General features: G+C 58.2%; 10 protein-coding genes. 7 read left to right on the top strand and 3 right to left on the bottom strand.

The genetic code is table 11. The features are described 5' to 3' along the window. The first annotated feature begins 134 nt into the window (after positions 1-134). The 6 genes from PFAS1_RS15375 to PFAS1_RS15350 all read left to right on the top strand — a co-directional run bounded on the left by PFAS1_RS15375 (position 135) and on the right by PFAS1_RS15350 (position 9,537). On the top strand, positions 135-3,983 hold the full coding sequence (locus PFAS1_RS15375; protein WP_076029683.1) for a sensor domain-containing protein: 3,849 nt from the start codon (positions 135-137) through the stop codon (positions 3,981-3,983). Positions 3,984-4,157: 174 nt separating this feature from the next. Further along, positions 4,158-5,411, top strand: coding sequence for a serine hydroxymethyltransferase (gene glyA, locus PFAS1_RS15370; protein WP_033054266.1), 1,254 nt, complete (start codon positions 4,158-4,160; stop codon positions 5,409-5,411). A 278-nt stretch (positions 5,412-5,689) separates the two neighbouring features. Further along, positions 5,690-7,003: a C4-dicarboxylate transporter DctA gene (locus PFAS1_RS15365; protein ID WP_076029682.1), complete on the top strand. Its 1,314-nt coding sequence runs from the start codon at positions 5,690-5,692 to the stop codon at positions 7,001-7,003. Between the two features lie 67 nt (positions 7,004-7,070). Next, positions 7,071-7,775 (top strand): FadR/GntR family transcriptional regulator, encoded by a 705-nt coding sequence (locus tag PFAS1_RS15360; protein WP_074871066.1) that lies wholly within the window; start codon positions 7,071-7,073, stop codon positions 7,773-7,775. A 44-nt stretch (positions 7,776-7,819) separates the two neighbouring features. Beyond that, on the top strand, positions 7,820-8,515 hold the full coding sequence (locus PFAS1_RS15355; protein WP_076029681.1) for a GntR family transcriptional regulator: 696 nt from the start codon (positions 7,820-7,822) through the stop codon (positions 8,513-8,515). 476 nt (positions 8,516-8,991) lie between these two features. Further along, positions 8,992-9,537 (top strand): hypothetical protein, encoded by a 546-nt coding sequence (locus tag PFAS1_RS15350; RefSeq protein WP_076029680.1) that lies wholly within the window; start codon positions 8,992-8,994, stop codon positions 9,535-9,537. A gap of 74 nt (positions 9,538-9,611) precedes the next feature. Here PFAS1_RS15350 and yjiA read toward each other — a convergent pair whose 3' ends face one another. The 3 genes from yjiA to PFAS1_RS15335 form a co-directional block, all read right to left on the bottom strand. Continuing rightward, entirely contained in the window at positions 9,612-10,580 is a 969-nt protein-coding gene (gene yjiA, locus PFAS1_RS15345; RefSeq protein WP_076029679.1) for a GTPase, read from the bottom strand. 163 nt (positions 10,581-10,743) lie between these two features. Beyond that, positions 10,744-10,941, bottom strand: coding sequence for a YbdD/YjiX family protein (locus PFAS1_RS15340; protein WP_008154232.1), 198 nt, complete (start codon positions 10,939-10,941; stop codon positions 10,744-10,746). 14 nt (positions 10,942-10,955) lie between these two features. Further along, entirely contained in the window at positions 10,956-13,022 is a 2,067-nt protein-coding gene (locus PFAS1_RS15335) for a carbon starvation CstA family protein (protein ID WP_076029678.1), read from the bottom strand. 159 nt (positions 13,023-13,181) lie between these two features. On the opposite strand from PFAS1_RS15335, the gene PFAS1_RS15330 reads away from it, so the two are divergent. Next, positions 13,182-13,550 carry a PilZ domain-containing protein gene (locus PFAS1_RS15330; RefSeq protein ID WP_076029677.1) on the top strand — a complete coding sequence of 123 codons (369 nt, stop codon included), beginning with the start codon at positions 13,182-13,184 and terminating at the stop codon, positions 13,548-13,550. Positions 13,551-13,643: the final 93 nt, after the last annotated feature.

The following is a 13,643-nucleotide window of genomic DNA, read 5'->3' as shown; positions in this document are numbered from 1 at the left end:
TACCTGATTGACGGAAGGCAGTCCAGCCGAGCGGGACTGGCACTTTGCCACAACTCAGGGCATGCTAGCCGCCCTCCGGGCGTCCGGCTTATAGTGCACGTCGCGCCAGTCCAGCCAAACCGCAGGATTACAGTTTGTCTAATGTCACCCCACCTTCTTCCGTGAGCGCACTCAATCCTGCGACCGGCTCACCCTTGCGTGGGTCCTTGAAGGGCGCGCTGGCGGCGCTCGCCCTGATGTTGCTTGCGCTTTTGTTCTGGCAGTTGCTGGATCAGTTGCGCGACACCCAACAACATCAGCGTCAGTACACCATCGACTACACCGCCGATCTGGCCTCGCAAATCAGCCTGAACATGGCGCTCAACGCCCAGATCGCCCTCAACCTGCTGCCGATCGTCGAACAGCCGCAAAGCGCCGACGAACAGCAGGCGCTGCTGCGCAAACTGCAAAGATCCTTGCCCGAGTTGCGCAGCCTTGCGTTGCTCAGCCCTTCCGGGAAAGTCCTCACCGACAGTGCCGACACCAGCGACGATGCCGACTACCTGAGCGAACTGGTCCGGCGCAGTCACGCCCAGGCCCATTATTTCAGCAACGCCAATGACGGTTCGGTGGTGCATCTGCTGCTGCGTCAAGCCAGCGGCAGCACCCGCGGCTATTGGGTTCTGCGCCTGACGCCGACATTTTTCTCAGCGCTGACCAAACAAAACGAAACCGGTATTCGTCCGCTATGGCTGGTGGAAAACCGCATCAATCACCAGATCATCAGCCGCGACGATGGGCAGCCCTCGGCCACACCGACGGTCATAACACCGGATGAGCTGACCAACAGCGTGCTGACCGTGCCCCTGAGCAGCAGCGACTGGCAACTGCGCGGGTTGTTCGACCGGCAACGGGTGATCGAACACCTGCTGCCGGCGTTCATCGGCAAATGTCTTCTGGGCCTGGCGTTCTCGCTCCTGCCGTTCATCGCTCTGCTGAACATACGCCGCCGCCAACGCCAGGTGCACGAAGGCCGCCGACGCTACCAGGATATTTTCGAAGGCACCGGCGTCGCATTGTGTGTACTCGACGTGTCAGGGGTCAAAAGCTTTTTCGACAAAGCTCAGCTGCACAGCAGCGAACAACTGAAAGCCTGGCTCGAAGCACCGCAACAGCGCCAGCATGTGCTGCAGGAACTGCGCATCACCGAAGTCAACCTGGTCGCCCTGCAACTGCTCAACGTCAACACCTGCGATCAAGCCTGGAAACTGCTGATCGACGGTAACCCGCAGGACGGCACCGCCATCGGCAATCAAGTGCTCGACGCGGTGCTCAACCGGCAGAAACAGCTTGAGCTGGAAATCAAATTGCAAGACGCCAATGGCCGCGACCAGCACTTGTGGCTGGTCCTGCGTCTGCCGGAAGACCAGGACGATTACAAAGCGGTGATCCTGAGCATCACCGACATCACCAGCCGCAAGCTCGTCGAACTGTCGCTGCTAGAGCGTGAAGGATTCTGGTCCGACGTGGTACGCACCGTGCCGGATCATCTGTACGTGCAGGACGTGGTCAGCCAGCGAATGATTTTCAGCAACCACCACCTGGGCCAGACGCTCGGATACAACCGTACCGAACTGCACCAGATGGGCGAGTATTTCTGGGAGATCCTGCTGAACCCCGAAGATGCCGACTTCTACCACCGCTCGCGCCAGACCCAGCGGCAGACCGGTTACAGGCAATTGATGCAATGCCAGCTGCGCTTCCGCCACCGGGACGGTAAATGGCGGCGCTTCGATATCCGCGAACAGGCACTGGCGCGGGACAAGCACGATCAGGTTACGCGGATCATCGGCGTGGCCAAGGACATCACCGATCAGATTGAAGCCAGTGAGTCCCTGCGCGACAGCGAGCAGCGCTACCGGATGCTCGCCGAAAGCATCAGCGACGTGATTTTCTCAACCGACAGCAAGATGGCGCTCAACTACGTCAGCCCGTCGGTGCAAGCCGTGCTGGGCTACGACGCCGACTGGATTTTCCAGAACGGCTGGCAATCGACCATCGCCAACCCGCAACAACTGACCGGCATTTACAGCCTGATGGACCGGGTCAGCAAAGCACTGAATAAACCCGAGCAACTGGCGCTGTTGCGCAGCCAGATGCAGACCCAACTGTTTTTGTTCGACTGCCTGCGGGCCGACGGGCGCAAGATTCCGATCGAACTGCGGCTGGTGCTGGTCTGGGATGAACACGGTGCATTCGAAGGCGTGCTGGGCGTCGGTCGCGACATCAGCCAGCAACGCCGGGCCGAAAAAGACCTGCGCATGGCTGCGACCGTATTTGAGCACTCGACGTCTGCGATCCTGATCACCGACCCGGCCGGTTACATCGTCCAGGCTAACGAAGCCTTCAGCCGTGTCAGCGGTTATGCGGTGGAGCAGGTGCTTGACCAGTTGCCGAACATGCTGACCGTCGACGAACAGCAAGAAGCCCATCTGCGTTATGTGCTCAAGCAACTGCATCAGCACAGCACGTGGGAAGGCGAAGTCTGGCTCAAACGACGCAATGGCGAGCATTACCCGGCCTGGGTCGGGATCACGGCGGTGCTGGATGACGAAGGCGATCTGGCCAGCTACGTGTGTTTCTTCAGTGACATCAGCGAACGCAAGGCCAGCGAGCAGCGGATTCACCGCCTCGCCTATTACGACGCCCTGACCCACTTGCCCAACCGCACGCTGTTCCAGGATCGCCTGCACTCGGCGCTGCAATCGGCCGAACGGCAGAAGTCCTGGGTGGTGCTGATGTTCCTCGACCTGGACCGCTTCAAGCCGATCAACGACTCGCTGGGCCACGCCGCCGGCGATCGCATGCTCAAGGAAATGGCCACGCGCCTGCTCGGCTGCGTTGATGATGACGACACCGTGGCGCGCATGGGCGGTGATGAATTCACCTTGCTGCTGCAACCGCGGGCCAACCGTGAAACTGCCTTGAACCGGGCGATTCATGTGGCCGAACAGATTCTCGCCAGCCTGGTGAAACCGTTCGTGCTTGAAGGCCGCGAGTTCTTCGTCACCGCCAGTATCGGCATCGCCCTGAGCCCTCAGGACGGTAACGAACTCAGCCAGCTGATGAAAAACGCCGACACCGCGATGTATCACGCCAAGGAGCGTGGCAAGAACAACTTCCAGTTCTATCAGGCCGACATGAACGCCAGCGCCCTGGAGCGTCTGGAGCTGGAAAGCGACTTGCGTCATGCCTTGGAGCAAGACGAGTTTGTGCTGTATTACCAACCGCAGTTCAGCGGCGATGGCAAACGCCTGACCGGCGCCGAAGCCTTGCTGCGCTGGCGCCATCCGCGACGCGGTCTGGTGCCGCCGGGAGACTTCATTCCGGTGCTCGAAGAACTCGGCCTGGTGGTGGATGTCGGCGATTGGGTGATCAGCGAGGCCTGCCGTCAGCTCAAGACCTGGCATCAGGCCAAGGTCCGAGTGCCGAAGGTATCGGTGAACATTTCCGCCCGGCAATTCTCCGACGGCCAGCTCGGCACGCGAATCGCCAATATCCTCAAGGAAACCGGCCTGCCGCCGGCGTGCCTGGAGCTGGAACTGACCGAAAGTATTCTGATGCGCGAAGTCAGCGAAGCGATGCAGATTCTTGCCGGGCTGAAAAACCTCGGCCTGAGCATCGCGGTCGACGACTTCGGCACCGGTTACTCATCGCTCAACTACCTCAAGCAGTTCCCCATCGACGTGCTGAAAATCGACCGCACCTTCGTCGACGGCCTGCCGTCGGGTGAGCAGGATGCGCAGATTGCCCGCGCGATCATCGCCATGGCCCACAGCCTCAATCTGGCGGTGATAGCCGAGGGCGTGGAAACCCACGAGCAACTCGACTTTCTGCGTGAGCATGGTTGCGACGAGGTCCAGGGGTATCTGTTCGGCCGGCCGATGCCGGCGAACCGGTTTGAGGCGCAGTTCAGCAATGATGCGCTCTTCATGCTCGACTGAGATTGATCGTTCCCACGCAGAGCGTGGGAACGATCACCTAACACCTGCCGACACAATCACCGCTGATCCCGTCATGAAGCCCACTTGTCCGCGACATGATGTCCTTTCATATGCCTTCTAAAAGCGGTTGGGTTAGAATGCCCCCCTTTTCTGCCCCGATCCCTGAGGACCGCCATGTTCAGCCGTGATTTGACTATTGCCAAGTACGACGCCGATCTCTTTGCCGCCATGGAGCAAGAAGCTCAGCGCCAGGAAGAGCACATTGAGCTGATCGCTTCGGAAAACTACACCAGCCCTGCGGTGATGGAAGCTCAAGGCTCGGTACTGACCAACAAGTACGCCGAAGGCTACCCGGGCAAGCGTTACTACGGTGGTTGCGAGTTCGTCGACGTGGTCGAGCAACTGGCCATCGACCGTGCAAAAGAACTGTTCGGCGCCGATTACGCCAATGTTCAGCCACACGCTGGTTCGCAAGCCAACAGCGCCGTTTACCTGGCTCTGCTGCAAGCGGGCGACACCATCCTGGGCATGAGCCTGGCGCACGGCGGTCACCTGACCCACGGTGCCAGCGTTTCCTCCTCCGGCAAGCTGTACAACGCCGTTCAGTACGGTATCGACGGCAACGGCCTGATCGACTACGACGAAGTCGAGCGCCTGGCGGTTGAGCACAAGCCGAAAATGATCGTGGCCGGTTTCTCTGCCTACTCGCAGATTCTGGACTTCCCGCGTTTCCGCGAAATCGCTGACAAGGTTGGCGCTTACCTGTTCGTCGACATGGCCCACGTGGCCGGTCTGGTCGCCGCTGGCGTCTACCCGAACCCGGTGCCTTTCGCTGACGTCGTGACCACCACCACGCACAAGACCCTGCGCGGTCCACGTGGCGGCCTGATCCTGGCTCGCGCCAACGCCGACATCGAGAAGAAACTGAACTCCGCCGTATTCCCGGGCGCCCAGGGTGGCCCGCTGGAACACGTGATCGCCGCCAAAGCGATCTGCTTCAAGGAAGCGCTGCAGCCTGAGTTCAAGACCTACCAGCAACAAGTGGTGAAAAACGCCCAGGCCATGGCCGGCGTGTTCATCGAGCGCGGTTACGACGTGGTGTCGGGCGGTACTCAGAACCACCTGTTCCTGCTGTCGCTGATCAAGCAGGAAATCTCCGGTAAAGACGCCGACGCCGCTCTGGGCAAAGCGTTCATCACCGTGAACAAGAACTCCGTGCCAAACGATCCACGCTCCCCGTTCGTCACCTCCGGTCTGCGCTTCGGTACTCCGGCTGTGACCACTCGTGGCTTCAAGGAAGCAGAGTGCAAAGAACTGGCCGGCTGGATCTGCGACATCCTGGCGGACCTGAACAACGAAGCGGTGATCGACGCCGTTCGTGAGAAGGTCAAGGCTATCTGCAAGAAGCTGCCGGTGTACGGCGCTTAATCAGCCCGCTAAACCGCAGCAATGAAAAAACCGGCCAGTGATGGCCGGTTTTTTTTTCGTCCGCAATTTTTTTACAACCGCGAAAAGGCTCAAGGTCGGGGCATTGCGCGCAACTGGTAAGACCGGTCATGCCAATCATTCAAAATTTGCTTGCGATCACCCAAAAACAGCGCCTAGACTGCGCCTGCACTGGACATACCGGTAAGACCACAATAATTAAGTCCTGAATCTGATGCGCTTAGCGCACGGCAGCCAGGACACCGACCAGGATTCCTCCCATGCTCAGATGGTGCTCGCGTTCAATCTTCCTCCAAGTGGTTCTCGGACTGGTGCTCGGCATCGTCTGCGGGCTGACCCTTCCTGAATACTCCGCTCAGCTCAAACCGCTTGGCGATGGCTTCATCAAACTGATCAAGATGCTCATCGGTCTGATCGTGTTTTGTGTGGTGGTCAGCGGCATCAGCGGTGCCGGCGACTTGAAGAAGGTCGGACGCATCGGCCTGAAATCGGTGATCTATTTCGAAATCCTGACCACCATCGCGCTGGTGATTGGTCTGGTGTTCGCCTTCACCACCGGTATCGGCAGCGGCGCGAACATTCATCTGGATCAGCTTTCCGCTGCCGACATGGGCGACATTGCCCAGCGCGGTGAGCACATGCAAACCACCTCCCAGTTCCTGATGAATCTGATCCCGACCTCGGTCATCGGCGCCTTCGCGGAAAACAACATTCTGCAGGTCCTGCTGTTTTCGGTGCTGTTCGGCAGTGCGCTGAACCTGGTGGGCGAAGCAGCGTCGGGGATTTCCCGGCTGATCAATGAGCTGAGCCATGTGATCTTCCGCATCATGGGCATGATCGTGCGTCTGGCGCCGATCGGCGTGTTCGGCGCCATCGCTTTCACCACCAGCAAATATGGCCTGGACTCGCTGCAGCACCTGGGCAGCCTGGTCGGTCTTTTCTACATAACCTGCGTAGCGTTCGTGGCGCTGATCCTCGGCCTGGTGATGCGCCTTTCAGGCCTGAAGATGTGGCCGTTGCTCAAGTACCTGCGCGAAGAACTGCTGATCGTCATGGGCACCGCCTCTTCCGACGCCGTGCTGCCACAAATCATGCGCAAGCTTGAGCATCTGGGCATCGGCAGTTCGACGGTCGGGCTGGTCATTCCTACCGGTTACTCGTTCAACCTGGACGGTTTCTCGATCTACCTCACCCTCGCCATCGTGTTCATCGCCAATGCCACCGGCACGCCACTGGCGATGAGCGACCTGCTGACGATTCTGCTGGTGTCGTTGATCACCTCCAAAGGTGCCCACGGGATTCCCGGCTCGGCGCTGGTGATTCTCGCGGCGACACTGACGGCGATCCCGGCGATTCCGGTGGTCGGCCTGGTGCTGGTGTTGGCAGTGGACTGGTTCATGGGCATCGGCCGGGCGCTGACCAACCTGATCGGCAATTGCGTCGCCACCGTGGCCATTGCGCGCTGGGAAAAGGACATCGATATCCAACGGGCAAACAAAGTACTTTCCGGCCAGGTGGGTTATACCTTCCAGCCGAGAAAGCCCGTCGGCCCTGCGCATCAGCAGGAATTCTGAATAATCGCCGTGCCTGCCTACGGGCAGGCACGGTCATCAATCGTTTTGGATGCTCATGGAGCGAACAGTGATCACCTCGTCGACCGTTGTGAATTCAGTAGTAGAAAAACTTCGGGCCGCCTTGGCCCGGGGTCAGTGGCGCTCCGGCGAGATGCTACCGGGGCAGCGTGAGCTGGCCGAACAACTGGGCATCAGCCGCCCAAGCCTGCGTGAAGCCGTCATCGTCCTGGAAACCCTTGGGTTGGTGCGTTCCATGCCGGGTAAAGGCGTGGTGGTGCTGGAAGCCAATCTCAGCGACAGCCAAAGCCACGACAGCGCAGTCGCCGGAGCGAGCCTGGAAGATGTGCTGCAACTGCGCTACACCCTCGAGCCGTTCATTGTCGGCCTGGTGGCGCAGTCGATCAGCAGCAAGGAAGTCGGGCAACTGCGCCTGACCCTGATGGACATGCGCGAAGCGCTGGAAGCCAACGACAGCGAAGCCGGGGTGAACGCCTACATCGCGTTCCACGAAGAACTGTTCACCCTGACCTCGAACCCGATCTTCCAGAGTGTGGTGCAACAGACCAGCAACGCCCTCAAGCAAAGCGCCGACGTACTGCGCAACTCCCCGGAGCATTTGGCGGAGCGCCTTGAAGAGAACGAAGCCGTGGTGCGCGCTATTCGCAGCAAAAACAGTGCCCAGGCCAGCGCCGAGATGCGTCGGCACATCCTTCGGGAAGGCCAGCGGATGGGCATCGAATTGAATATTCCGGACGACAATCTGGGCAAATAGCCGTACTGAAAAAAACCTATCGGCAACCGGACTGGAGACAGGCCATGAATTCCTACGCCTTGAAGATTCCCGTTTTCTCGATTTCCACTGCCCTGCCCTTGCGCCGCCAGAGCGACAAGAAGCATGGTGTCGACGACATCTATCCGCAAATTTTCGACGCCATTCTCGAACAACGTATTGCCCCGGGGAGCCGTTTGACCGAAGCAAGCCTTGGCCAGGCATTCGGTGTCAGCCGCAGTATCATCCGCCAGGTACTGGCGCGATTGTCGCATCAGCAGGTCATCATTCTGCGGCCCAATCATCGCCCGCAAGTCGCGACCCCCGATGCCGAACAAACCCGTCAAATTCTCCATGCCCGCCGGCTCATCGAAACCACTCTGGTGCGACTGGCCTGCCAGCAACCAGCTTCCCGGCACCTGCCGCAGTTACGCGAATTGATAGAGCGCGAACGCCGCTGTATCGAGCAAAACCAACGCGGGCCGGCTATTCGTCTGTCGGGCGAGTTCCACCTGCAACTGGCGCAACTCGCAGGCAACGTACCGTTGGCACAATTTCTCGGCAGCCTCGTGCCGCTGACCTCATTGGCCATCGCCTACTACGAAGAACAAGCGCGTAGTGACTGCTCGTGGCAAGAACATGCGGTGATCGTCGAGGCGGTGGAGTGCGGAGATGCCAAAGTTGCCGAGGGCTTGATGACCCGACTTCTGGAGCATTTAGAGGTGAAATTGCTGAACCCATAATCGGGTTTTATAACCGCTTGCGTACAACATTTTCTGAACGTCCCGAGACCCGGCTCTTTAGCCGGTTTTTTAACTTGAAACTATTGAAACCTGATATCACTCCACAATCTCACGCTTTTAACTGCCAACTATTGCTTTAGACCCCCCACATAAAAACCTCATTTACACCTCCAACTTCCTGAAACAAAAGGAACAAGCACAACCAGTAAAAAACAATTTAATCTCTGGTTCGACTTTTACTGAGACCAAGCAATCAACACAAACATACAATATGACTTCATAATCATTACACTGCATCAAAAACCTGCCTCTACTCACTTGAGGCGTTTGATGGCGACAATAAAGTTGCGAAGAGCACGAGTCTCCAGGGCACAACTTTCAGACCAAGCTCTGGACTTATGTATACAAAAAGGCTTCGTCCAGCCGACTGAACAAAAACACCTTAACCTCAATTTATTATCAAGGAAGATATAACTATGACCGCTGAAAAATCCTTTATTGCAGAACTGACCAGTGATCACGGCCACCTGCATTTCCCTCGCCTGACACACGGCCGCGAAGTCACGATCCCTATCACGGACTTCTTCGACTTCTCCCCCACTCATACATTCGTTTCAGATACTTTATTCGCCAATAGAGACCTGCCTCGCGCTCCCTTGCAGTTCTACTTCCTGAATATTGGAGGTTTTGTCTATCGCATGTTTGTTATTACGCCTGGCCCGCTCTTTGGCAGACTAGTCGGTATAGACGAAAATGACTGTCTTACCGCAATGGAGGGTCCGAATGCAGGCCCCAAGAAACCCGCCATGTTTCATTTTTTAGACAATAACGGTAACCTTGCTTCTCTCGACGACCCCAAATCAAACACCCTACCCGTAACAATTCATGCTAACAACTACTCGCTAAAGCGCCGAAAGAATACAAGTGAAGGATTTATTATCTATACAGGCGCCGGAGTCCAGATGAACTTCACACTGAAAATCATCAAGCGCAACGTAGACTCGAGCATCCTGACCGTTTAATCATTTCAGCACCTGCCTTTTCATATAACAAGAAAAGGCAGGACAAACTTACTATCGAGCAAATACCTCGGCAGTTATGCTTCTACGCGAGAAAAGCCTTCACGAATCTTCTCTTCCGGCAAATCATCGGCAATGAACACGATCACGCTTTCGCGCGTTTCATCGTCGGCCCACTCCGTGTCCCAATCGAATCCGTACAACTTCAATACCCCCTGAAACACCATGCGCCGGGGCTCGCCGAGGATGTTCAACACGCCTTTGTAGCGCAGCAATTGCTTGCCATGGTCTTCCAGCAGTTCGTTCATGAACTCGCTGAGCTTGTCGATATCCAGCGCCTTGTCGGTGCGCAGCACCAGGCTGGAAATGCGGTCGATGGACGGCGCTTTGCTCACCGGACGCAGGCTGACGCCGCCACCCAGGTCGGCATTGAGATTGAAACCGCGCACGTCGAGCAATTCGGCCAGATCGATCTTGCCGTGCTCGACCACGCGGATCGGTGCGCGACGGTTGATCCGGGTCAGGCGCTCGCTGAGCGCGGTAAAGGTCGCCTCGTCCACCAGATCGCGCTTGCTCACCAGTAAGCGGTCGGCGAAACCGATCTGCGCCTGGGCGATGGTTTGAGTCAGGTGAGTGTCGGCGTGCGCCGCATCGACCAGGGTGATGATGCCGTCGAGAATGTAACGCTCGCGCAGCTCTTCATCGATGAAAAAGGTTTGGGCCACGGGTGCCGGGTCGGCCAGGCCGGTGCATTCGATCACCAGACGGTCGAAGGCGATTTCGCCGCTGTCCAGGCGCTCGAGCAGCAAGTACAAGGCTTTGGTCAGATCGGTGTGGATGGTGCAGCAGACGCAGCCGTTGGACAGCGTCATCACTTGCACCGGTTCGTCGCCCAACAGTTGGGTGTCGATACCGGCGTCGCTGAATTCGTTCTCGATCACGGCGATTTTCAGGCCGTGCTCGGCTTTGAGCAGGTACCGCAGCAGCGTGGTCTTGCCGGCGCCGAGGAAGCCGCTGAGGATCGTGACGGGGATGGGAGAGGACAAACTGAATCTCCTGACTCACTGAATAGAAGTATCAACACAAAATAAATGTGGGAGCTAGCCTGCTGGCGATGGCGGACTGTCAATCAACAGTGATGTTGAATGTTCAGCCGCCATCGCCAGCAGGCTAGCTCCCACAGGTATTGCTGTTAACCCGATAACTGGATCAACAGCACTTCGGCCCACCCTTGCCACCGTAACGAGCCTCTTGGCGTTCCCGGAAGAACATTTCGTAGGTCATCACCGGTTTGTCCGGGTGTTTGGTTTGCATGTGCTCGACGTAATTGTCGTAGTCGGGCATGCCGACCATCAGGCGGGCGGCCTGACCGAGGTATTTACCGAGGCGACTCAGGTCATTGAACATGCTGCACTCCTCGATTACGCATCCGGCAGAACCTGGAATGGCGCTTCTTTATCCGTACGTTCCTTGCTGCCCCAGGCGGAAATACCGACCTTGAGCGCGTAGAACAAGATACTGAATACCACGAACAGGAACAGCGCCGTCAGCGTTGCGTTGGTGTAGGCGTTGAAGATCACGTGCTGCATCTGCGTAATGTCCTTGGCCGGAGCGAGGATCTGACCGTTGGCCAGGGCATCGCTGTACTTCTTGGCCAGCGACAGGAAGCCGATCGCCGGGTTGGCATCGAACAGCTTGATGAAGCCGGCGGTGGTGGTGCAGATCAGCAGCCACACAGCGGGCAGCATGGTGACCCAGACATAGCGCTGGCGTTTCATTTTGATCAGCACGACAGTGCCGAGCATCAGCGCGATACCGGCCAGCATCTGGTTGGAGATACCGAACAGCGGCCACAAGGTGTTGATGCCACCCAGCGGATCGATCACGCCCTGGTACAGCAACCAACCCCACATCGCCACGCAACCGGCGGTTGCGATCAGGTTGGCGGTCCAGGATTCGGTGCGTTTCAGCGCTGGCACGAAGGAACCGAGCAAGTCCTGCAGCATGAAACGGCCGGCACGGGTACCGGCATCCACAGCCGTCAGGATGAACAGTGCTTCGAACAGGATCGCGAAGTGGTACCAGAACGCCATGGTGTTTTCACCCGGCAGGACACTGTGCAGGATCTGCGCGATACCGACCGCCAGGGTCGGCGCACCGCCGGCACGGGCCAGGATGGTGGTTTCACCGATGTCCCTGGCCACCGCTTGCAGCGCTTCCGGGGTAATCGCAAAGCCCCAGCTGCTGACGGTTTGCGCCACGGCCACCACGTCACTGCCGACGACTGCCGCCGGGCTGTTCATGGCGAAGTACACGCCCGGTTCGATCACCGATGCGGCGACCATGGCCATGATGGCGACGAAGGACTCCATCAGCATGCCGCCGTAACCGATGTAACGGGCGTTGACCTCGTTATCCAGCAGTTTCGGCGTGGTGCCGGAGGAGATCAGCGCGTGGAAACCGGAGACCGCGCCACAAGCGATGGTGATGAACAGGAACGGGAACAGACCGCCCTTCCATACCGGGCCGGTGCCATCGATAAACTGGGTCAGCGCCGGCATTTTCAGGTCGGGCATGGTGATCAGGATGCCGATCGCCAACGCCACGATGGTGCCGATTTTCAGGAAGGTCGACAGGTAGTCCCGCGGCGCCAGAATCAGCCAGACCGGTAACGAGGCGGCTACGAAACCGTAACCGACCAGCATCCAGGTAATCTGCACACCTGTGAAGCTGAACGCCTTGGCCCAGACCGGATCAGCAGCAATCTGCCCGCCGAGCCAGATCGAACCGAGCAGCAACAGCACGCCGACCACGGAGATTTCACCGATGCGGCCCGGGCGGATGTAGCGCATGTAAATGCCCATGAACATCGCGATCGGAATGGTCGCCATCACCGTGAAAATGCCCCAAGGGCTTTCGGCCAAAGCTTTCACAACGATCAGGGCCAGCACCGCGAGGATGATGATCATGATCAGGAAGCAGCCAAACAGCGCGATGGTCCCGGGGATGCGGCCCATTTCCTCACGGACCATGTCGCCCAGGGAACGGCCGTTGCGGCGGGTGGACATGAACAGGACCATGAAGTCCTGAACGGCACCGGCCAGTACCACGCCGGCAATCAGCCACAGCGTACCGGGCAGGTAGCCCATCTGCGCCGCCAGCACCGGACCGACCAGCGGCCCCGCGCCAGCAATGGCCGCGAAGTGGTGGCCGAAGAGGATGTGTTTGTTGGTCGGAACGTAGTCCAGACCGTCATTGTTGAGCACGGCGGGGGTGGCCCGTCGCGGGTCGAGTTGCATCACATTGGTAGCGATGAACAAACTGTAGTAACGATACGCAACCAGATAGATGGCCACGGCGGCGACCACAATCCACAAGGCGTTGATCGCCTCGCCTCGGCGCAATGCCACTACACCCAGGGCGCACGCCCCCACGATTGCCAGCAGCAGCCAGGGTATATGGCGTAGCAGGCTATTATTGTTTTTCATTTTATGATTCCAGCCAGGGTGGACAAGAAAGACAGCCATCCGGAGTTTAGCTCTCCTGACGGCAAAGACCATCCCCCCGACATGGGTTGAGCCATCACTTTGCTGGCAGCCTTGGACAATGCGGGTCTATAGTCACCGGACATTTACGAGGATTGCGCCATGAGCGAGCACCCTGCCGATCGCCGCCGCTTCAAACGTATTGCGTTCGATGCCCGAACCGAGCTGAGCCAAGGGGAATTCATCTGGCCGGTGAAGTTGATCGACCTGTCATTGAAGGGGCTGTTGATCGAAAAGCCCGAACCGTGGCTGGGAAATCGTGAGTGGCATTTTCTGGTCGATATTCATCTCAACGAGGACGTCGCCATCAAGATGGATGTGCAACTGACCCACGATGATCATGGTCAGCTCGGGTTCGTCTGCAAACACATCAGCCTGGAATCCATCGAACGCCTGCGGCGGTTGGTTGAGCTCAATCTGGGCGATCCTGAGGAACTGGAGCGCGAATTGGGCGCTTTGATCGAAATCTGAAGGCCAAACCCATACCCATGTGGGAGCGAGCCTGCTCGCGAATACGGTCTGACATTCAACATTTAAGTCGACTGACATACTGCTATCGCGAGC

The organism is Pseudomonas frederiksbergensis (assembly GCF_001952935.1).
Classification (GTDB): domain Bacteria; phylum Pseudomonadota; class Gammaproteobacteria; order Pseudomonadales; family Pseudomonadaceae; genus Aquipseudomonas; species Aquipseudomonas frederiksbergensis.
This window is presented reverse-complemented; position numbering and strand designations above follow the sequence as displayed.